Below are 20,812 nucleotides of genomic sequence, written 5' to 3' on the forward strand. Positions count from 1 at the left end.
AGTTTGCGCGACGGTAAAGGTCTCCCCATGCGTAGCCCAAGTACGCGGAAGGACATCCCACCATGAGCCAGCACACGTCAGCCCTGGCCATCGAAACGGCGGGCCTGGTGAAGACGTTCGGCGAGACCAGGGCCGTCGACGGAGTCGACCTCGCCGTGCCGGCCGGCACGGTCTACGGCGTCCTCGGCCCGAACGGCGCCGGCAAGACCACCACCGTGAAGATGCTCGCCACGCTGCTCAGGCCCGACGACGGCGAGGCCCACGTCTTCGGCCACGACGTCGTCCGCGAGGCCGAGGAGGTCCGCGGCCGGGTCAGCCTCACCGGCCAGTACGCCTCCGTCGACGAGGACCTCACCGGCACCGAGAACCTGGTCCTGCTGGGCCGCCTCCTCGGCCACCACAAGAAGGCCGCACGCGAGCGTGCCGGGCAGCTCCTGGAGGCCTTCGGTCTTTCGGACGCGGCCGGGAAGCAGGTCAAGCACTACTCCGGCGGCATGCGGCGCCGTATCGACATCGCCGCGTCCATCCTCAACACACCGGAACTGCTCTTCCTGGACGAGCCGACCACCGGCCTCGATCCGCGCAGCCGCAACCAGGTCTGGGACATCGTGCGCGCGGTCGTCGCCCAGGGCACCACCGTGCTGCTGACCACGCAGTATCTGGACGAGGCCGACCAGTTGGCCTCCCGGATCGCCGTCATCGACCGCGGCCGGGTGATCGCCGAGGGCACGAAGGGCGAGCTGAAGGCCTCGGTGGGCGCCGGGACCGTACATCTGCGTCTCAGGGACGGCGGGCAGCGGCCCGAGGCGGCGGAGATCCTACGACGGGCCCTGGACGCCCAGGTGCAGCTGGAACCCGACTCGGTCGCACTGACGGCCCGGCTCGGCTCGGCGACCGGTGACACAGCCGCCGAACAGGCCTCGCGCGCCCTCGCCGAACTGGCCCGCACCGGGATCACCGTCGACAACTTCTCGCTGGGTCAGCCCAGCCTGGACGAGGTCTTCCTCGCCCTCACCGGACACGACACGCACGACGCCCGCGACGCCCGCGACGCCCGCGACGACAAGGACGAGGTGGCGGCATGAGCACCGCGACACAGACCGAGGCCCAGGACCTGGCCCCCGTCAGCGCGGAGTCGCTGGCCGCACTGCTGGTCACCGGGGAGCGTCCGCCGCGCCCGAGCGCCCTGTCGGCCTCGCTGACCTTCGGCTGGCGGGCGATCCTCAAGATCAAGCATGTACCGGAGCAGCTCTTCGACGTCACCGCGTTCCCGATCATGATGGTGCTGATGTACACGTACCTGTTCGGGGGCGCCCTGGCCGGGTCCCCGAAGGAGTACATCCAGTTCCTGCTGCCGGGCATCCTGGTGATGTCGGTCGTGATGATCACGATGTACACCGGTGTCTCGGTGAACACCGACATCGAGAAGGGCGTCTTCGACCGGTTCCGCACGCTGCCGATCTGGCGGCCGTCGGTGATGGTCGGCTATCTGCTCGGCGATGCCCTGCGCTACACGATCGCGTCCGTCGTGATGCTCACCGTCGGTGTGATCCTCGGCTACCGCCCGGACGGCGGCGTCGGTGGTGTGGTCGCCGGGATCGCCCTGCTCGTCGTCTTCTCGTTCGCCTTCTCGTGGATCTGGACGATGTTCGGGCTGCTGCTGCGCACCGAGAAGTCGGTGATGGGCGTCAGCATGATGGTGATCTTCCCGCTGACCTTCCTGTCCAACGTCTTCGTCGACCCTCGCACGATGCCGGGCTGGCTCCAGGCCTTCGTCAACAACAGCCCGATCACCCATCTGTCCTCGGCCGTGCGCGGCTTGATGGCGGGCGACTGGCCCGCCGACGAGATCGCCTGGTCGCTGGGCTGGGCGGGCCTGTTCGTCGCGGTCTTCGGCCCGGTCACCATGCGGCTCTACAACCGCAAGTGATCATTGCGAGGGCATCGGAGGCAGCGGGCGCGCGTCGGGTGCCACCTGGGTGCCCGGCGTCGCGCGCACGATCGTGATCAGCCGGTCCGTCAGCTCCAGGGTCCCGATGGCCGGATCGTCGTAGCCGAGCACCCGGTGCCCGCGCAGAACACTCACCACGAGGTCTTCCGTATCCCTCGGAACCCTTCCCACCTCCGCCTTTATGACGGGCCGTTCGACGAGGTCGAGCCCGCTGCCCTGCTGGATGAGGTCCTCCATCACCATGCCTGCGGCGGGGCTGAGCACCGAAAGACCGAGGAGCCGGCCGGCCGCACTGGCGCTGGTGATGACCGCGTCGGCACCGGACTGCTTGAGCAGCGGCGCGTTCTCCTCCTCGCGCACAGCGGCCACGATCTTGGCGCCCTTGTTGAGCTGCCGGGCGGTCAGGGTCACGAGGACGGCCGTGTCGTCGCGCTGGGTGGCGATGATGATCTTCCGCGCCCTGTGCACCTCGGCGCGCATGAGCACCTCACTGCGGGTGGCGTCCCCGACGATCCCCGCATAGCCGTCGGCGGTCGCGGCGTCGATCGCCTTGCCGCTGGGGTCGACCACCACGACCTGCTCCTTCTTCAGACCCGTCGCGCAGACGGTCTGGATCGCCGACCGGCCCTTGGTGCCGAAGCCGACGACGACGGTGTGGTCGCGCAAGGTGGACCTCCAGCGGTTGAGCCGCCACTCCTCCCGGGTGCGTTCGGTGAGGACTTCGAGCGTCGTGCCGACCAGGATGATCAGGAACAGCACACGCAGGGGCGTGACGACGAAGATGTTGGTGAGCCGAGCGGCATCGCTGACCGGGGTGATGTCGCCGTACCCCGTGGTGGAGAGGGTGACCGTCGCGTAGTACCAGGCGTCGAGGAAGTCGACGGACTGGTCGGAGTTGTCGTTGTAGCCGTCACGGTCGGCGTAGACGATCAGGGCGGTCGCCGCGAGGACCAGCAGGGCCATCAGCACCCGTTTGGCGACCTGGCGGAACGGGTGCTCCACCACCTTGCGCGGCAACTTCACCTTGTGGGTCACGAGATGCTCGTCCGCCTGGCGGGCGATCGCGTCATGGCCCGGAAGTTTCACGTGAAACACACCCCGATTCCGGCGGACGCCCAGGGCAGATCGAGCAGTTCGGCCTCCTGCCCGGGCCGGGCGCCCCCGGGCGGTACGACGGCGAGGGCGTCGGCGGCCGCGATGCCCCGCAGCATGGCCGGGCCGTTGTAGTGCAGCGGAACCGCGCTGTCCCCGCGCAGGACGACCGGGACCAGCCGGGTGTCGTACGGATGACCGTGGGCCTCGTCCCTCAGGGGCAGCGTGTACGGCTCCGGGGCCGGGCGGGCGGCCAGGGTGCGCAGCAGCGGCTCGGCGAGCGTGAGCAGGCCGGAGACCGCCGCCAGGGGATTGCCGGGCAGGCCGACGAGGTGCTGGTTCTCCTTGGTGCGGGCCAGCAGCATGGGGTGGCCGGGACGCACCTTGACGCCGTCGACCAGGAGTTCGGCGCCGATACGGCCAAGGACGGGGTGGACGTGGTCGACGGGTCCGGCCGCGGTGCCGCCGGTCGTGACGATCACGTCGGCGTCGGAGCCGGTGACGGCCTTGCGCAGGGCCGCGGCGGAGTCACCGAGCCGGCGTACGGCGGTGACCTCGGCGCCGAGCGCGCGCAGCCAGGGCGGGAGCATCGGCCCGAGCGCGTCCCGGATCAGGCCGTCGCGCGGAGCACCCTCGGTGAGCAACTCGTCGCCGAGGACGAGGACTTCGACGCGGGGGCGGGGGACAGCGGCGAGGGTGTCGTATCCAGCCGCCGCGGCAAGACCGAGGACGGCCGGGGTGACGAGGGCGCCGGGCGGCAGGAGCTGGTCGCCACTACGGCACTCCTGTCCGCGCGGACGGATGTCCTGGCCGTGGACGACCTCCCGGGTGGCGTGCAGCCTGCCCTTCTCGTCGGTCTGTCCGTGCTCGCTGCGCAGGACGGCGGTGGTGTCCGGGGGGATACGGGCGCCGGTGGCGATCCGGGCCGCCTCGCCGTCGGTGAGAGGCGCGGGCTCGGCGTGTCCGGCCAGCACGCCCTCGTCCCGTACGGCCCAGGGTCCGGGTCCCGCGACCGCCCAGCCGTCCATGGCCGAGGTGTTGAAGGAGGGGAGGTCGGTGAGGGCGTCGAGGGGAGCGGCCAGGGTGAGGCCGAGGGCGTCCTCGAGCCGTACGGAGACGGGGGCGCGGCGGGCGCTGCGGGTCACGGCACGGGCGGCCCGGGCGGCCGTGGCGCGGGCCTCGGTCCAGGCAGTCGCCTTGTGGTGGGCGTCCCGTGCGGACGCGCCGGAGGCCTGCGGCGGGGGTGCCGGGGCACGGTGGGCGGCACCGTTGTCTTCCTTCACCAGCGCCAGCGCCTCCTCGACGTCGAACTCGTCGGCGTCCTCGCCGCTCCGCAGGGACCGGGCGGTCATCCGGCGTCCGGGCGGGTCTCGGGGTCCCCGTCGGGCGTGGCGGCGGTGTCGCCGTCGGTCTCGTCGGCCCAGCGCAGGGCCAGGGCCGCGGCCTTGCGGGAGGCCTCGGCGACCGCCTCGGAACCTCCGCCTGCCCGCGCGGCGGCGTAGCCGACGAGGAAGGTGGTCAGCGGTGCCGCGGGCCTGGCCACGCCGTGCGCGGCGTCACGGGCGAGGTCGAGCAGCACGCCGGTGTCGACGTCGAGGTCGATGCCCAGTTCGTCCTTGACTGCGGAAATCCATTCATCCAACACGTGCCCATGCTCCCTGATGCGTGCCCTGGCGGTGGCGATGTCGTCCCAGGTGTCGCAGTCGAAGGACGCGACGGGGTCGGGGACGCGGGTGAGGTCGAGCGCGGCGGTGAGCCGGCGCAGTGGAAGGCCGGTGAGAGCGCCGTGCTCCTTGGTGAGCGCGGTGAGCCCATGGCGCAGCGAGGTCGCGCGGTACGCGGCCACGAGCGGCTGGTCGCGTCCGTCGGCGTCGGTGAGCAGCACGCCGTCGGCGCCGCCCGTGCGCAGAACGGTCAGCAGCAGCCGTGCGGTGCCCTCCTGGAGGAAGGGCAGGTCGGCGGAGAGCACCAGGACGTACCGCGCCGTGGTGTGCCGCAGGCCGGCGTCCAGGGCGGCCAGCGGGCCGCCGCCGGGCGGGTCCTCGCGAGCCCAGGTCACCGGCCGGGCGGTGGGGCGGGGGTCGGCGACGACGACGGTGGTGCCCGCGTCGGCGCAGGCGGCGAGGACGCGGTCGAGCAGGGCGCGTCCGCCCACCCGCACACCGGGCTTGTCCGCGCCGCCGAGCCGCCGGGCGGCACCCCCGGCGAGCACGACCACGTCGTACACCGGACCGGCGCCTTGGTCGCGCGAGGGCTCGTACGAGGTCACCCCCCGAGTATGCGGGCCGCCGCGATCACAGGGAACGTGCGGCGGCGCCGCGATCGCGCCGTGCGGGTACGGCGCCGCGACCGCGATGTGCCGGCGCCGCGGTCACAGGGTGCGCAGCAGGACCGCCGGCTGTTCCACGCAGTCCGCCACATACCGCAGGAAGCCGCCCGCGGTGCCGCCGTCGCACACCCGGTGGTCGAAGGTGAGGGAGAGCTGGACGACCTGGCGCACCGCCAGCTCGCCCTCGTGCACCCACGGCTTGGGGACGATGCGGCCGACGCCGAGCATGGCGGCCTCGGGGTGGTTGATGATCGGCGTGGAGCCGTCGACGCCGAACACGCCGTAGTTGTTCAGCGTGAAGGTGCCGCCCGTGAGTTCCGCGGGGGTGAGGGTGCCGGTGCGGGCCGCCTCGGTCAGCCGGGCGAACTCCGCGGACAGGGCCTCGGCGTCACGCGTGTGTGCGTCCTTGACGACCGGCACGACCAGTCCCCGCTCGGTCTGCGCGGCGAACCCCAGATGCACGGCGTCCAGCCGGACGATCTCCCTGGCCGCCATGTCCACGGTGGAGTTGAGCTCGGGGAAGCGGGCGAGGGCGGCGGTGCAGATCCGGGCGAGCAGCGCGAGCAGGGAGATCTTCGGAGCGCCGGTCGCGTTCATCGCGGCACGCGCGCGCATGAGTTCCGTCGCGTCGGCGTCCACCCAGCAGGTGGCGTCGGGGATCTCGGTCCGACTCCGCGAGAGCTTGTCGGCCACGGCGCCCCGGACGCCCTTGAGGGGGACGCGGGTCCCTTTGGGGGTGGTCGCAGGGGCTGTCGCCGGAGTGGCGGCCGGCACGGGTGCCGTACGCGTCTGTGCGGCGGCGGCCCGCAGGGCGTACTCGACGTCCGCCCGCAGGATCAGACCGTCGGGGCCGGAGCCGGTGAGCTCCTTGAGGTCGAGGCCGTTCTCACGCGCGAGACGGCGCACCAGGGGTGAGATCACGGGAACGGGCCCGTCCACCACGGCCTCGGGCGCACCGGCCCGACCGGTCGCCCCGGACTCGTCCACCCTTGCGGTCGCCACCGCCCCGGACGCGTCCTGTCCGACTGTCTGTGCCCGGGGCCCGTCGTCCGGCGCCCCGGGCGGGGAGGCGATGCTCCGGCCGTTCGCGGCCGCGGGCACGGCGGGTGCCGGCCGTACCCTCCGCCGCCGCGCGGGTGCCTCCGAGGTGCCGTACCCGACAAGTACGTTGCCCGAGCCCCCCGCCGAACCTCCGGAGTCCGCCGTCGAACCGTCGGAGGCCGCCGCTCCGACCGCCACCGTGATCAGGGGTGCCCCCACCGGGAGCTCGCTGCCCTCCTCGCCGAAACGGGCCGTGACGACGCCGGCGTAGGGGCACGGGACGTCGACCATCGCCTTGGCCGTCTCGACCTCGACGACCGGCTGGTCGACCGCGACGACGTCGCCGACCTCCACCAGCCAGCGGACGATCTCCGCCTCGGTCAGGCCCTCGCCGAGATCCGGCAGCCTGAACTCCAGCACCTGCGCCATCAGCTCTCCGCCTCCCACTGCAGACGCCCCACGGCGTCCAGGATCCGGTCCACGCCGGGCAGGTGATGACGCTCCAGCATCGGCGGCGGATAGGGAATGTCGAACCCGGCCACGCGCAGCACCGGCGCCTCCAGATGGTGGAAGCAGCGCTCCGTGACCCGGGCCGCGATCTCCCCGCCCGGTCCGCCGAACCCGCCCGACTCGTGCACGACGACCGCCCGCCCGGTCCGCCGTACCGAGGCCGAGACCGTGTCGTCGTCGAACGGCACCAGTGAGCGCAGGTCGACGACTTCGAGGTCCCACCCCTCCTCCCGCGCGGCCTCGGCGGCTTCGAGGCACACGGGTACCGACGGGCCGTACGTGATGAGTGTGGCGCTCCGGCCCGAGCGCCGCACCACCGCGCGGCCTATCGGTTCAACGGTCTGGGGGTCGTCCGGGTTCCAGGTGTCCTTCGACCAGTACAGCCGCTTGGGCTCCAGGACGACGACCGGGTCGTCGGAGGCGATGGCGGCGCGCATCAGGCCGTAGGCGTCGGCGACGGTCGCGGGCGTGACGACGTGGAGTCCCGGCGTCGCCATGTAGTAGGCCTCGGAGGAGTCGCTGTGGTGCTCGACCCCGCCGATGCCCCCGCCGTAGGGGACGCGGATGGTGATCGGGAGCGGCATCGCCCCGCGTGTGCGGTTGCGCATCTTCGCCACATGGCTGATCAACTGCTCGAACGCCGGGTACGCGAAGGCGTCGAACTGCATCTCCACGACCGGCCTCAGCCCGTACATCGCCATGCCGACGGCCGTGCCGAGGATGCCCGCCTCGGCGAGCGGGGTGTCCGTGCAGCGGTCCTCGCCGAACTCCTTGGCGAGCCCGTCGGTGACCCGGAAGACACCGCCGAGGGTGCCGACGTCCTCGCCCATGACGTGCACGGTGGGGTCGGCCGCCATCGCGTCGCGCAGCGCGCGCGTGAGGGCCTGCGCCATGGTGGCCGGCTTGAGGGCGACGGTGGTCATCGGCGCGTACCCCCGTGAGAGTCGTGCTCGGCTTCGAGCTCGGCGCGCAGCTGGGCCTGCTGCTCGCGCAGTTGCGGGGTGGGCTCGGCATAGACGTGGGCGAACAGGTCCATGGGGTCGAGGACCGGGTCCTGGTTCATGCGCTCGCGCAGCCCGGCGGCGAACTCCTCGGCGTCCTGGCGCACGGCCTCGATGCCGGCCTCGTCGATCAGGCCGCGCTCGGTCAGTTCGTGCTCCAGGAGGGCGATCGGGTCGTGCCCGCGCCAGGTCTCGACCTCGGCGTCGCCGCGGTAGCGGGTCGCGTCGTCGGCGTTGGTGTGGGCGTCCACGCGGTAGGTGATCGCCTCCACCAGGGTGGGTCCGCCGCCCGCGCGCGCGTGGTGTACGGCGGCGGTGAGGACCTCGTGCACGGCGGCCGCGTCGTTGCCGTCGACCAGTCGCCCCGGCATGCCGTAGCCGACGGCCTTGTGGGCCAGCGACGGGGCCGCGGTCTGCTTGGCGAGCGGGACGGAGATCGCGAAACCGTTGTTCTGGACCAGGAAGACCACCGGGGCCTGCCAGACGGCGGCGAAGTTCAGCGCCTCGTGGAAGTCGCCCTCGCTGGTGCCGCCGTCGCCGACCATGGCGAGCGCGACCACGTCGTCGCCCTTGAGGCGGGCGGCGTGCGCGAGTCCGACGGCGTGCGGGAGCTGGGTGGCGAGCGGGGTGCACAGGGGGGCCACGCGGTGTTCACGCGGGTCGTAGCCGGTGTGCCAGTCGCCGCGCAGGAGGGTCAGCGCCTGGACGGGGTCCAGGCCGCGGGCGACGGCGGCGAGGGTGTCGCGGTAGCTGGGGAAGAGCCAGTCGCGGTCCTGCAGGGCCAGCGCGGCGGCGATCTCGCAGGCCTCCTGTCCGGTGCTGGACGGGTAGACGGCGAGGCGGCCCTGTTTGGTGAGTGCGGTGGCCTGCGTGTTGTAGCGGCGACCGCGCACCAGCTCGGCGTACAGGCGGCGCAGCAGGGCCGGGTCGGCCTTCGCGGCCGCGTCGGTGCCGAGGACGCGTCGTGGCTCCGCGTCGGGCAGCAGGGGCGCGGGATCCGTGCGGGGCTGCCATGCGGGCGGCGGCGATGGCCGGTAAGCGCCCCGCTGCTCCATGACCGTCATGACGGCACCTCCTCGTGGGAGCGGCTGGTGGCGCACCACGGGTGTGTGAGGCGCCTCACCTACCGATTGTTCGGTCGTCGGCACATTTTGGCTACCGGCCCCCTCAGGCTGTGGACAAACGGTTCTCCACAGCCTCCAATGAACGCAGTACGTCCATGACAGGGAGGCGGGGGGACATGGCATCTGAACAAATGGCCGAAGGCCCGGAGAGCGGCGTCCCCCTCCCGCCCCCGCGTCCGCTCGACGCCATCGATCAGGACATCCTCCAGATGCTCCAGGCGGACGGCCGCGCGTCGATAAGATCGGTCGCCGAACGGGTCCATGTCTCGCGCGCCAACGCCTATGCGCGGATCAACCGGCTCGTCGAGGACGGCGTCATCCGCGGCTTCGGGGCCCGCGTCAACCACGAGCGCGCCGGCCAGGGCACCTCGGCGTACATCACTCTGAAGATCGTCCAGAACTCCTGGCGAACGGTGCGCGAACAGCTCAGACAGCTGCCCGGGGCCTCCCACATCGCTCTGGTCGGCGGGGACTTCGACGTGCTGCTCCTCGTCCACACACCCGACAACAGATCCCTGCGCGAGCTGGTCCTGACCCGCCTCCAGGCGATCCCGGAGGTCCTCAGCACCCGCACCCTCCTGGTCTTCGAGGAGGAGGACCTGGAACCGCAGGGCTGACCTCAGGGCTGTTCGCGCAGCCCGGAGAACACCAACTGCACCACTGCGTCGGCGACTTCGCGCTCGTTCATCCCTCGCCCGTCCGGGCGGTACCACTCCACGATGGAGTTGATCATGCCGAAGACCAGGCGGGTCGCGAGGCGTACCTCCACGTCGCCGCGTACGTCGCCGTCCGCGGCCGCCGCCTTCAGCAGCTCGGCGACCCGGTGGTCGAAGTCACGGCGGCGCTCCAGGGCCCAGCGCTCGGTGCCGGTGTTGCCGCGCACGCGCAGCAGCAGGGTGACGTACGGCAGTTCGGCGATCAGCACCTCGACCATGCGCCGCACGACGTACTCCAGGCGGGCGGAGGCACGGCCCACGCGCGCGTGCTCCTCGTCGAGGATCTCGAAGAGGCCGTCCAGGGCCCGGCTGACGGCCCGGCGCAGGAGCTCCTCCTTGCCGGACACATGGTGGTAGATCGACGACTTGGAGATACCGGCCGCCTTGGAGAGGTGCTCCATGGAGGTTCCGTCGTAGCCGCGCTCGTTGAAGATCTGCACGGCGACGGACAGCAGCGTCTCCGGGGTGTACGTGTCCCGCTTGGCGGTCGTCATGAGGTGCTGCCCTCCCGCTTGTCGGAGGCGTAAGCGTGGCGGTACAGCGCGAGCGAGGGCGCGTACCGCCCGGAGGGGTCACGCATGTGCAGGTCGTCGAGGAGGGCGTACGCCCAGTTGCGGCCGAGCCTGCGGCTCCACTCGAACGGGCCGAGGGGATAGTTCACCCCGAGCCGCATAGCGGTGTCGATGTCCTCCTGGGTGGCCACGCCCTTGGCGACGGCGTCGTGCGCGAGGTCGACGATGCGGGCGACCGTGCGCGCGACGATCATGCCGGGCACGTCACCGATGACGCTGACGTCCTTGCCGAGCGCCTGGAAGAGCCCGACGGCCTCGGTGAGGGTCTGCTGCGAGGTGTCCTGGGAGGCGGACAGCGCGATGCGCGTGGCCCTGCGGTAGTCGAGGGCCAGGTCGAAGTAGACGACGTCCCGGAACTCCACCGAGGTCTGCCCGTCGGCGAGGGCGAGCTGTCCGCCGCTCGGCATGACCAGCCGGGTGCCGTGGTCCTCCTCGTCCTCGCGGACCGGAATGCCCGCCTCACGGATCAGGGCGAGCAGTTCGGACGCGGGCCCCAGGTCGCCCTCGGCGACGACGTACGCGGGCGCCTGGGCCCGCTCCGCGGTGTGCGGCTCGTCGCGCTCGGCGCCGTCCGTGTAGTCGTACCAGCCCTGTCCGCTCTTGCGGCCGAGCCGGCCCGACTCGACCAGACGCTGCTGGGCCAGCGAGGGCGTGAAGCGCACGTCCTGGAAGAAGGCCCGCCACACGGAGTGCGTCACGGACTCGTTGACGTCCTGCCCGATCAGGTCGGTCAGTTCGAACGGGCCCATCTTGAACCCTCCGCACTCACGCAGGACCGCGTCGATGGTGGCGGGCTCGGCGCCCTGGGCCTCGTAGACCGCGAACGCCTCGGCGTAGAAGGGCCGCGCGATGCGGTTGACGATGAAGCCCGGGGTGTCGGCGCAGGCGACCGGCGTCTTGCCCCACGCGCGTGCCGTCTCGTACGCGCGTGTGGCCGAGGAGACGTCGGTGGCGAACCCGGAGACGACCTCGACCAGCGGCAGCAGCGGCGCGGGGTTGAAGAAGTGCAGGCCCACGAAGCGGCCCGGGTGGCGCAGGGCGCCGGCGATGGCCGTCACCGACAGGGAGGAGGTGTTGGTGGCGAGCAGACAGTCCTCGACGACGATGTCCTCCAGCTCCCGGAAGAGCTGCTGCTTGACGTCCAGTCGCTCCAGGACGGCCTCGATGACCAGGGTGCAGTCCGCGAGGTCGGTGAGGTGCTCCGCGGGCGCGAGACGGGCGCACGCCGCGTCCCGGTCGGCGGCGGTGAGCCGGTCCTTCTCGACGAGCCGGTCCAGCCGGGCACCGATCGCGTCGGCCGCCTCCCGGGCACGGCCGGGGGCGGCGTCGTACAACCGCACGCGATGCCCGGCGACCAGCGCGACCTGGGCGATGCCCTGGCCCATGGTGCCGGTGCCGACAACTGCCACGGGGCTGCTGAGGTCGAGTCCTGTCATGTGCGCGATCCTCCCGCACGGGGTTTTCCACAGATGCGGCGGACCCCCTTGTCCCGACCGATCGTTCGGTTACTCTAACTCTGTCTGGCTGTTCCTGCCCATGTTTCTGCCCAGGTCATGAGCTCGACGAAGAGTTCGAAAGACGAGGAGTTGGTCCCGCATGGCCGCCGAACTGACCGTCCACCAGCTGATCGCCGAGCACCGGCCCACCCTCGACCAGGCGCTCGAAGCGATCCGGACCCGCGCGTACTGGTCCCCGCACCCGGAGCACCCCAAGGCCTACGGCGAGCACGGCAGCCTGGACATGGCGGCGGGCAAGGCCGCCTTCGACGCCCTCCTGGGCACCCGCCTCGACCTCGGCCAGCCCGGCACGGACGACTTCGTGGGCGGCGAGGTCTCGCCGTACGGCATCGAGCTGGGCGTCGAGTACCCGCACGCGGACGTGGACGTGCTGCTGCCCGCGATGAAGGCGGGCCAGAAGGCGTGGCGGGACGCGGGCGCGGAGATCCGCGCGGTGGTGTGCCTGGAGATCCTCAAGCGCATCAGCGACCGGACGCACGAGTTCGCGCACGCGGTCATGCACACCAGCGGCCAGGCGTTCATGATGGCGTTCCAGGCCGGCGGCCCGCACGCGCAGGACCGCGGCCTGGAGGCGGTGGCGTACGCGTACGTGGAGCAGGTCCGCACACCCGACACCGCGGAGTGGACCAAGCCGCAGGGCAAGCGCGACCCGCTCGCGCTCACCAAGCAGTTCACGCCGGTCCCGCGCGGGATCGGCCTGGTCATCGGCTGCAACACCTTCCCGACGTGGAACGGCTATCCGGGCCTGTTCGCCTCCCTGGCCACCGGCAACGCGGTCCTGGTGAAGCCCCACCCGCGCGCGGTGCTGCCGCTCGCGCTCACGGTCCAGGTCGCCCGGGACGTCCTGAGCGAGGCCGGCTTCGACCCGAACCTGGTGGCGCTCACCGCCGAGCGCCCCGGCGAGGGCATCGCCAAGACCCTGGCCACGCGCCCCGAGATCCGGATCATCGACTACACCGGCTCCACGGCGTTCGGTGACTGGCTGGAGGCCAACGCCCGTCAGGCGCAGGTCTACACGGAGAAGGCCGGCGTCAACTCCGTGCTCGTGGAGTCGGCCGGCGACTACAAGGGGATGCTCGCCAACCTGGCCTTCTCCTTGTCGCTGTACAGCGGCCAGATGTGCACGACCCCGCAGAACCTGCTGATCCCCCGGGACGGCATCCGCACCGACGAGGGCCCCAAGACCTTCGACGAGGTGGTCGCCGACCTCGCCCGCTCCGTCGAAGGCCTCCTCGGCGACGACGCGCGCGCGAACGCCCTGCTGGGCGCGATCGTCAACCCGGACGTGAAGGCGCGCCTGGAGGCCGCGGCGGGGCTGGGAGAAGTCGCCCTGGCGTCGCGGGAGATCGCCAACCCGGAGTTCCCGGGCGCGGTCGTGCGCACCCCCGTCGTCGTCAAGCTGGACGGGGCCAAGCCGGACGACGAGGCCGCCTACATGAGCGAGTGCTTCGGGCCGGTGTCCTTCGCCGTGGCGGTGGACTCGGCTTCCGACGCGGTCGCGTTGCTGCGCCGGACGATTCGCGAGAAGGGCGCCATGACGGTCGGTGCGTACACCACCGACGAGGAGGTCGAGCAGGCCGTCCAGGAGGTCTGCCTGGAGGAGGCGGCCCAGCTGTCGCTGAACCTCGTGGGCGGGGTCTACGTCAACCAGACGGCCGCGTTCTCCGACTTCCACGGATCGGGCGGCAACCCCGCGGCGAACGCCGCGCTGTGCGACGGGGCGTTCGTCGCGAACCGGTTCCGGGTGGTCGAGGTGCGCCGGGAGGCCTAGGGTCTGTCCGGCGGATCAGGCCGACTTCGAGCAACGGTGCCCGATCAGTGCAGGTGAGCGGGGTCATGAGGGTCCCCCCGCTCGAGCGAAGCCGAGAGCGGGGGAGAGTGACGACAACGTGGCTGGGGGCACCCCCTCTGGGGGAGTGCGTGCCAGACCCCGCGACGTCGGCATGATCTGCCGGACAGGCCTAAGCCCCGCCGAGGCTCCAGTGGTAGAGCGTCATCGCCACACTCGTCGCCAGGTTGTAGCTGGAGACCTGGGGGCGCATGGGCAGCGCCACCAGATGACCAGCACGCGCGCGTAGTTCGGGCGACAGTCCACTGCGCTCGGAACCGAAGGCGAGGACGGCGTCGTCCGGGAGCTTCACGCCCCGGATGTCGTCGCCCTCCGGGTCCAGGGCGAACACCGGGCCGGGCGGCAGCTCGGCGACGGTCAGGCGCTCCACCACGGTCGCGAAGTGCAGGCCCGCGCCTCCACGAACCACCGTCGGGTGCCAGGGGTCGAGCGTGCCCGTGGTGACCACGCCGGTCGCCCCGAAGCCCGCGGCCAGCCGGATCACGGCCCCGGCGTTGCCGAGGTTGCGTGGATTGTCGAGGACCACGACGGGGGCGGTACGCGGCGTGCGCGCCAGCTTCTCGAGGTGGGCGGCCCGGGACGGTCGTACGGCCAGGGCCGCCACCGCCGTCGGGTGCGGACGCGGCACGAGCGACGCGTACGCCGACTCGGGGACCTGGGTCAGCAGCGCGTCCAGGGTGTCCCGTACGTCAGGCGCCAGCTCCTCGGCCAGGGCGAGCGCGGCACCCCGGTCGACGGCGACCGCCACCGGGACGTCGGCCCCGAAGCGCACGGCGTGCTTGAGGGCGTGGAAGCCGTCGAGCAGCACGGAGGTGTCGGCGAGCCGGTGCCACAGGCTCACGGGATCGGGACCGGTCATGCGGGGAAGCCTACGTGCGTGTGATCGGGGTTATCCGGGTCACCCGGGTGGTCGCCAGGGCCGCCGGCGGGCCCCGGGACCTGCGCGGACCCCGGCTCATTCGGTGCACCCGGCCGCTGGGGCCCCGGTTGCCCCTGGGAATCCCGTTGCCCCTTCGGGCCGCGCTGTCCGGGCAGCCCCGCGCCCGCGCCGCCCCCGCCCGCGAAACGCGCCCACAGACGGCCACGCGCGCGTGCGGCCCCGCCGCCGAGTCGGCGAAGGAAGGACGTCGGCAGGAAGACCGAGTCGGCGGCGATCATCGCCAGCGAGAAGAACGGCAGGCCGAGGACGACCGCGATCACGGCGTGCTCGGTGATCATCGCGGCCAGCAGGATGTTCTTCACCCGCCGGTTGAACAGCGTGAACGGGAACGCGACCTGCACGGCGACCGTGCCGTAGGTCACCAGCATCACCATGACGCCGTTCGCCGACAGCAGGTCGGCGAGGGCGGGCCACGGCGAGAAGGACTCCAGGTGGAGGGGATAGTAGACGGCGGTGCCGTCCTGCCAACGGGAGCCCTGGATCTTGTACCAGCCCGCCGTCGCGTAGATCAGACAGGCCTCGGCCATGATCACGAGCAGGGCACCGTTGTGGACGATGTTGGAGACGACGTCGAGCATGATCCGCGACTGGCCGGACCGGGCGAACCGTCCCACCGCCCACCACAGGGCCTGCGCCGACCACAGGACCCACAGAAGCGCCGGGACGAACCAGTCGCCGTTCAGCTTGTCCAGGAAGGCCGCCGACGCAAGGACGAGCCCGAGGACGCCCCACAGGGCCGGTCCGGCCCGGTCCACGACATGCTCCCCACGCGCGCGTGCCTCCCGCGTGCGCCGGGCCCGCCGCTCGTCCAGCGACCAGACCTGGCCGCAGCGCGTGAAGACGAGATAGATGCACATCAGATGCAGGACGTTGTCGCCGCCGTCGCCCATGAAGATGCTGCGGTTCTGCAGCGAGAGCACGCCCACCATGAAGACCACGGACATCGCGCGGGTGCGCCAGCCGAGCAGCAGCAGAAGGCTCGACAGGACGGCCAGTACATAGACGGTCTCGAACCAGAACTGGCCGTCCGACCACGTCAGGGCCGTGAACGCGCCGTTGATCGAGATCAGCTGCTCGGCGAGGTTCCAGTTCCACGGACCGTCCGGGCCGTACAGCTCCTGACGGTGCGGGAACTCGCGCAGCAGGAACAGCAGCCAGGTCGCACTGAAGCCGATGCGGATCATGGCGGTCTGGTAGGGGCCGAGGGCGGCTCCGGTGACGCGCGCGATGCCGGTCGACACCGCCAGAGCGGTTCTGTTCACCGGGCACTCCCCTCGGTGTCGCCCGCCGTCACGGCCCACCAGGGCAGCTCGCGGTAGACCGGCTGCACCGAGACCTTCTCCTCGCTCCACTTCGGCGGGGGCACGTTGGTGGTCCTGGAACGGACCTGGACGCTCACGAGAACGTCCCCGCGCGCGGTCGCGTCGTCGCGCTCCAGGCGCAGCGCCACGATGCGGCGCAGATAGGTCTCGGACAGGGTGCCGCGCAGGCCGACCGGGCGGTTGTCGGCGTCGTGCGTGGCGACGAAGAGGTCCCAGGAGCGCCGCAACTCGTTCTGCTGGGTGTGGCTGGGCAGCAGATTGCCGTCCACGGCCCGGCCGTCCTCGGCGGACAGGTCGTACCACCCGGTCGTACGGCTGCCGCCGTCAGCGCTGCGTATCCGGGCCCGGACCTGCACCGCGATGTCCTGCTGGAGCGGGTTCGGCGCGAAGAGCTTCCAGTTCTGCTCGAACTCCGGGTAGACCCAGTCGTCGACCGCCCTGCCGTGCTGCTTGGTCACCGTGTTCTGTGGCGCGACGTGCAAGAACACCATCCCGATGTGCACACAGACGGCGACGGCCACGACGGCGAGCGCCAGGGCGACACCGATCTGATAGCGGAGGGAGAGAGCGGCGACGCCGGTAGGGCGGTGGGGGTCGCCGTGAGGGTGGGGGGCGGGGGCCGCTGCGGTTTCGGCTGGTGCCGGGGCTGCGGCCCGGCGTATCGCAGCGGGGTCGGAAGGCCGGGTGTCCGTGGGCTCGGCGTACGGATCCGGCGCGGCCGACGGCACGTCATCGGGCTCGCGATCCGGTGCGGGGGTCTCCTCCCGCGGCTGGGACGGCGCGGCCGGCTCACCTGGCGTCAGCGCCCCCTCGGGCCCCTCCGGCCCCTCCGGCTGAGGGGCATCGCCCGGCTCGCTCGGGGCGCCCGGTTGTCGCCGGGCGTTCGAGCCTCCGTCGTACGCGTCCATTCCGCCCCGTTCCCGATTCCGGTCCATCCACCGCCGCCCGCCCGCAGGGGGCCGCAGCGGCCGGTGGCCGGCGCCCGCACCCACCTCGCCGCGGGTCGCACCGGCACGGTACTCAGGCCCGACCGCCCCGCACAGCCCCTTCCGACCGGCCCCGCGGTGGCCGTTCTCACTCCCGACCAGGTTTTCCACAGGGAGCCCGGTGGGTTTTCCACAGCGGTTGACACCTTACGGCGCCCGGCACACCATGGAATCGCATGAACCGAACGATCGGTCGGGAGCAGGTTCCGGCGGAGCCCAGGTCGAGGGGGCCTCATGGCGACAGCAGCCGCGCACCAGACGGTGAGCACACAGACGTACGGCGCTCAGGGCGCCGTCGGCGACACAGCCGCGTACGAGAGCGCCTTCGACGCAGCCGTGGCCGCCGACGAGCGCATCGAGCCGCGCGACTGGATGCCCGACGCCTACCGCGCGACCCTCGTCCGCCAGATCGCGCAGCACGCCCACTCCGAGATCATCGGCATGCAGCCGGAGGCGAACTGGATCACCCGCGCGCCCTCCCTGCGCCGCAAGGCCATCCTGATGGCCAAGGTCCAGGACGAGGCGGGGCACGGCCTCTACCTCTACAGCGCGGCGGAAACCCTCGGCACCGGCCGCGACGAGCTCCTCGACAAACTCCACTCCGGTCGCCAGAAGTACTCCTCGATCTTCAACTACCCGACCCTGACCTGGGCGGACGTCGGCGCGATCGGTTGGCTGGTGGACGGCGCCGCGATCACCAACCAGGTCCCCCTGTGCCGCTGCTCCTACGGCCCGTACGCGCGAGCGATGGTCCGCATCTGCAAGGAGGAGTCCTTCCACCAGCGCCAGGGGTACGAGCTGCTGCTGGCCCTGAGCAACGGCACGCCCGAGCAGCACGCGATGGCCCAGGACGCGGTGGACCGCTGGTGGTGGCCGTCCCTGATGATGTTCGGCCCGCCCGACGACGAGTCCGCGCACTCCGCGCAGTCGATGGCCTGGAAGATCAAGCGTCATTCCAACGACGATCTGCGCCAGCGCTTCGTCGACATCTGCGTTCCCCAGGCCGAGTCCTTGGGCCTCACGCTCCCCGACCCGGACCTGCGGTGGAACGAGGAGCGCGGGCACCACGACTTCGGCCCGATCGACTGGACGGAGTTCCGGGAGGTCCTCAAGGGCAACGGACCGTGCAACGAACAGCGGATCACCCAGCGCCGGCGGGCGCACGAAGAGGGCGCCTGGGTGCGGGAGGCGGCCGCGGCCTACGCGGCGAAGCACACCGGCGAGACAGGAGCGACGCGCGCATGACGAACACCGACTGGCCCCTGTGGGAGGTTTTCGTGCGCTCACGCCGCGGTCTCTCCCACACCCACGCCGGCAGCCTGCACGCCCCGGACGCGGAGCTCGCCCTGCGCAACGCACGCGATCTGTACACCCGGCGCGGCGAGGGCGTCTCGATCTGGGTGGTCCCCTCGACCGCGATCACGGCCTCCTCGCCCGACGAGAAGGACCCGTTCTTCGAGCCGTCGGCCGACAAGCCGTACCGGCACCCGACGTTCTACGACATCCCGGAGGGGGTGAAGCACCTGTGAGCACACCTGAGACGACGGCTGCTCCCACGCCCTCCCCGGTTCCCACCACGGCCGCCGTGGCCCTCGGCGACGACGCACTGGTGCTCTCGCACCGCCTGGGCGAGTGGGCGGGTCACGCCCCCGTCCTGGAGGAGGAGGTCGCCCTCGCCAACATCGCCCTGGACCTGCTCGGCCAGGCCCGGCTGCTGCTGTCCATGGCCGGCGACGAGGACGAACTGGCGTATCTGCGCGAGGAGCGCGCCTTCCGCAACCTCCAGCTGGTGGAGCAGGAGAACGGCGACTTCGCCCACACGATCGTCCGCCAGCTCTTCTTCTCCACCTACCAGCACCTGCTCTACGCCGAACTGGCCGCGGGCGACGGCCCCTTCGCCCCACTCGCCGCGAAGGCCGTCAAGGAGGTCGCCTATCACCGCGACCACGCCGAGCAGTGGACCCTGCGGCTCGGCGACGGCACCGAGGAGAGTCACGGGCGGACCCGGCGGGCGTGCGAGGCGCTGTGGCGGTTCACCGGCGAGATGTTCCATCCGGTGGAGGGAGTGGACGTCGACTGGGAGCGCATGGAGGCCGCCTGGCTCGCGTCCGTGGGGGAGATCCTGCGCCGGGCCACCCTGGCCGTCCCCGAAGGGCCGCGCACCGGCGCGTGGGCAGCCGGGGCGGGGCGGCAGGGTCTGCACACCGAGTCCTTCGGGCGGATGCTCGCCGAGATGCAGCACCTGCACCGCAGTCACCCGGGGGCGTCATGGTGACGCTCACCTCGCTGGAGACGGAGCTGTTCGCGCTCGCCGGTTCGGTGCCCGACCCCGAACTGCCCGTGCTCACCCTGCGCGAGCTGGGTGTGCTGCGCGCGGTGCATGTCCGGGACGCGGACTCGGTCGACGTCGAGCTGACCCCGACGTACACCGGCTGCCCGGCGATCGAGGCGATGTCCCTGGACATAGAGCGGGTGCTGCGAGAACACGGCGTGCGGGAGGTCACCGTCCGCACGGTACTCGCGCCCGCCTGGTCGACCGACGACATCACGGCCGAAGGGCGCCGCAAGCTGCGGGAGTTCGGCATAGCGCCGCCCCGCGTCGTGGCGGCGGCCGGGCCGGTCGCGGTGCGGCTCGGGCCGACGCGGACACTGGACACGGCGGCCGAGGCTGTCCTCTGCCCGCACTGCGGTTCCGCCGACACCGAACTGCTCAGCCGGTTCTCCTCCACCGCGTGCAAGGCGCTGCGCCGGTGCCTCGACTGCCGTGAACCGTTCGACCACTTCAAGGAGTTGTGATGGCCCGCTTCCACCCGCTCCCGGTGGCCGCGGTCGACCGGCTCACCGACGACTCCGTGGCCCTGACCCTCACCGTGCCGCCCGAGCTGCGCGAGGAGTACCGGCACGCCGCCGGCCAGCATCTCGCCGTGCGCCGCACGGCCGACGGCCGGGAGATACGCCGGACCTATTCGATCTGCTCCCCGGCACCCGACGCGGAGGGACCTCGCGAACTGCGGGTCGGCGTGCGGCTGGTGGAGGGCGGGGCCTTCTCGACGTACGCGCTCAAGGAGATCAACGTCGGTGACGAGCTGGAGGTGATGACGCCGGCCGGCCGGTTCACCCTCGACCCGGCGCCCGGTCTGTACGCGGCGATCGTCGGCGGCAGTGGCATCACCCCGGTGCTGTCGATCGTGGCGACGCTGCTGGCGCGCGAGCCCGAGGCCCGGTTCTGCCTGATCCGCAGCGACCGCACCTCCGCGTCCACGATGTTCCTGGAGGAGGTCGCCGACCTGAAGGACCGCCACCCCGAGCGCTTCCAGCTGGTCACGGTGCTCTCCCGGGAGGAGCAGCAGGCGGGGCTGCCGTCCGGGCGGCTCGACCGGGAGCGGCTGACCGGACTGCTGCCGGCGCTGCTGCCGGTGGACCGGGTGGCGGGGTGGTTCCTGTGCGGACCGTTCGGACTGGTGCAGGGCGCGGAGAAGGCGCTGCGGGAGCTCGGGGTCGCCCGTACCCGTATCCACGAGGAGATCTTCCATGTGGACGCGGGGGCTGCCCCGGCGCAACCGGTCCCCGCGCCCGCGCACAGCACGGTGACCGCCCGGCTCGACGGACGTGCCGGCAGCTGGCCCGTCCAGGACGGCGAGTCGCTTCTGGAGACGGTGCTGCGCAACCGGTCCGACGCGCCCTACGCCTGCAAGGGCGGGGTGTGCGGGACCTGCCGGGCCTTCCTGGTCTCCGGCGAGGTGCGCATGGACCGCAACTTCGCGCTGGAGCCGGAGGAGACGCAGGCGGGCTATGTCCTGGCGTGCCAGTCGCATCCGGTGACGGAGAAGGTGGAGCTGGACTTCGACAGGTAGGTCGGGGG

Annotated in this window: 20 protein-coding genes; 9 read left to right on the top strand and 11 right to left on the bottom strand. The window is 71.9% G+C overall.

Annotated features, from left to right (window positions below; translation table 11 throughout):
• The first annotated feature begins 62 nt into the window (after positions 1-62).
• Both M2157_RS23710 and M2157_RS23715 read left to right on the top strand, forming a co-directional pair.
• Positions 63-1,085 (top strand): ATP-binding cassette domain-containing protein, encoded by a 1,023-nt coding sequence (locus M2157_RS23710; RefSeq protein WP_280866158.1) that lies wholly within the window; start codon positions 63-65, stop codon positions 1,083-1,085.
• Entirely contained in the window at positions 1,082-1,930 is an 849-nt protein-coding gene (locus M2157_RS23715) for an ABC transporter permease (RefSeq protein WP_266562330.1), read from the top strand. Before M2157_RS23710 ends, M2157_RS23715 begins: the two co-directional genes overlap by 4 nt.
• Here M2157_RS23715 and M2157_RS23720 read toward each other — a convergent pair whose 3' ends face one another.
• From M2157_RS23720 to pdhA, 6 genes are all read right to left on the bottom strand, one after another.
• Positions 1,931-3,046 carry a potassium channel family protein gene (locus tag M2157_RS23720; RefSeq protein WP_280866159.1) on the bottom strand — a complete coding sequence of 372 codons (1,116 nt, stop codon included), beginning with the start codon at positions 3,044-3,046 and terminating at the stop codon, positions 1,931-1,933. It abuts the gene before it with no gap.
• Positions 3,034-4,395 (bottom strand): molybdopterin molybdotransferase MoeA, encoded by a 1,362-nt coding sequence (locus tag M2157_RS23725; RefSeq protein ID WP_280863642.1) that lies wholly within the window; start codon positions 4,393-4,395, stop codon positions 3,034-3,036. Before M2157_RS23725 ends, M2157_RS23720 begins: the two co-directional genes overlap by 13 nt.
• Positions 4,392-5,312, bottom strand: coding sequence for an NTP transferase domain-containing protein (locus M2157_RS23730; protein WP_280863643.1), 921 nt, complete (start codon positions 5,310-5,312; stop codon positions 4,392-4,394). The genes M2157_RS23725 and M2157_RS23730 overlap by 4 nt, the downstream gene beginning before the upstream one ends.
• A 102-nt stretch (positions 5,313-5,414) precedes the next feature.
• Positions 5,415-6,842: a dihydrolipoamide acetyltransferase family protein gene (locus M2157_RS23735; RefSeq protein ID WP_280863644.1), complete on the bottom strand. Its 1,428-nt coding sequence runs from the start codon at positions 6,840-6,842 to the stop codon at positions 5,415-5,417.
• Complete coding sequence (locus tag M2157_RS23740) at positions 6,842-7,846, bottom strand: alpha-ketoacid dehydrogenase subunit beta (protein WP_280863645.1); 1,005 nt, start codon at positions 7,844-7,846, stop codon at positions 6,842-6,844. The genes M2157_RS23735 and M2157_RS23740 overlap by 1 nt, the downstream gene beginning before the upstream one ends.
• Positions 7,843-8,988: a pyruvate dehydrogenase (acetyl-transferring) E1 component subunit alpha gene (gene pdhA / locus M2157_RS23745; protein WP_280863646.1), complete on the bottom strand. Its 1,146-nt coding sequence runs from the start codon at positions 8,986-8,988 to the stop codon at positions 7,843-7,845. Before pdhA ends, M2157_RS23740 begins: the two co-directional genes overlap by 4 nt.
• A 191-nt stretch (positions 8,989-9,179) precedes the next feature.
• Between pdhA and M2157_RS23750 the strand changes: the two genes are divergently transcribed.
• Positions 9,180-9,665: an Lrp/AsnC family transcriptional regulator gene (locus M2157_RS23750; protein WP_057609016.1), complete on the top strand. Its 486-nt coding sequence runs from the start codon at positions 9,180-9,182 to the stop codon at positions 9,663-9,665.
• A gap of 2 nt (positions 9,666-9,667) precedes the next feature.
• Here M2157_RS23750 and M2157_RS23755 read toward each other — a convergent pair whose 3' ends face one another.
• A complete protein-coding gene (locus M2157_RS23755) occupies positions 9,668-10,258 on the bottom strand; it encodes a TetR/AcrR family transcriptional regulator (RefSeq protein WP_280863647.1) in 591 nt (196 codons plus the stop codon).
• A complete protein-coding gene (locus tag M2157_RS23760) occupies positions 10,255-11,772 on the bottom strand; it encodes a 3-hydroxyacyl-CoA dehydrogenase (RefSeq protein ID WP_280866160.1) in 1,518 nt (505 codons plus the stop codon). Before M2157_RS23760 ends, M2157_RS23755 begins: the two co-directional genes overlap by 4 nt.
• 160 nt (positions 11,773-11,932) lie before the next feature.
• Here M2157_RS23760 and paaN point away from each other — a divergent pair, with 160 nt between their 5' ends.
• Positions 11,933-13,624 carry a phenylacetic acid degradation protein PaaN gene (gene paaN, locus M2157_RS23765; RefSeq protein WP_280866161.1) on the top strand — a complete coding sequence of 564 codons (1,692 nt, stop codon included), beginning with the start codon at positions 11,933-11,935 and terminating at the stop codon, positions 13,622-13,624.
• Between the two features lie 190 nt (positions 13,625-13,814).
• Here paaN and M2157_RS23770 read toward each other — a convergent pair whose 3' ends face one another.
• From M2157_RS23770 to M2157_RS23780, 3 genes are read right to left on the bottom strand one after another with little or no spacing between them, the layout of a single operon-like run.
• Positions 13,815-14,561, bottom strand: coding sequence for a TrmH family RNA methyltransferase (locus M2157_RS23770; RefSeq protein WP_280866162.1), 747 nt, complete (start codon positions 14,559-14,561; stop codon positions 13,815-13,817).
• Complete coding sequence (locus M2157_RS23775; protein WP_280866163.1) at positions 14,558-15,904, bottom strand: HTTM domain-containing protein; 1,347 nt, start codon at positions 15,902-15,904, stop codon at positions 14,558-14,560. Before M2157_RS23775 ends, M2157_RS23770 begins: the two co-directional genes overlap by 4 nt.
• On the bottom strand, positions 15,901-16,872 hold the full coding sequence (locus M2157_RS23780) for a DUF5819 family protein (protein ID WP_280866164.1): 972 nt from the start codon (positions 16,870-16,872) through the stop codon (positions 15,901-15,903). Before M2157_RS23780 ends, M2157_RS23775 begins: the two co-directional genes overlap by 4 nt.
• A 312-nt stretch (positions 16,873-17,184) precedes the next feature.
• Between M2157_RS23780 and paaA the strand changes: the two genes are divergently transcribed.
• From paaA to M2157_RS23805, 5 genes are read left to right on the top strand one after another with little or no spacing between them, the layout of a single operon-like run.
• The gene (gene paaA, locus M2157_RS23785) at positions 17,185-18,195 is read left to right on the top strand and encodes a 1,2-phenylacetyl-CoA epoxidase subunit PaaA (protein WP_280866165.1); all 1,011 of its coding nucleotides are present in this window, start codon (positions 17,185-17,187) and stop codon (positions 18,193-18,195) included.
• Positions 18,192-18,479 (top strand): 1,2-phenylacetyl-CoA epoxidase subunit PaaB, encoded by a 288-nt coding sequence (paaB, locus tag M2157_RS23790; RefSeq protein WP_280863653.1) that lies wholly within the window; start codon positions 18,192-18,194, stop codon positions 18,477-18,479. The genes paaA and paaB overlap by 4 nt, the downstream gene beginning before the upstream one ends.
• Entirely contained in the window at positions 18,476-19,225 is a 750-nt protein-coding gene (gene paaC, locus M2157_RS23795) for a 1,2-phenylacetyl-CoA epoxidase subunit PaaC (RefSeq protein ID WP_280863654.1), read from the top strand. Before paaB ends, paaC begins: the two co-directional genes overlap by 4 nt.
• Positions 19,219-19,746 carry a 1,2-phenylacetyl-CoA epoxidase subunit PaaD gene (gene paaD / locus M2157_RS23800; RefSeq protein ID WP_280863655.1) on the top strand — a complete coding sequence of 176 codons (528 nt, stop codon included), beginning with the start codon at positions 19,219-19,221 and terminating at the stop codon, positions 19,744-19,746. The genes paaC and paaD overlap by 7 nt, the downstream gene beginning before the upstream one ends.
• Positions 19,746-20,804 (top strand): 2Fe-2S iron-sulfur cluster-binding protein, encoded by a 1,059-nt coding sequence (locus tag M2157_RS23805; RefSeq protein WP_280866166.1) that lies wholly within the window; start codon positions 19,746-19,748, stop codon positions 20,802-20,804. The genes paaD and M2157_RS23805 overlap by 1 nt, the downstream gene beginning before the upstream one ends.
• Positions 20,805-20,812 lie beyond the last annotated feature (8 nt).

Source organism: Streptomyces sp. SAI-127 (genome assembly GCF_029894425.1).
GTDB lineage: Bacteria > Actinomycetota > Actinomycetes > Streptomycetales > Streptomycetaceae > Streptomyces.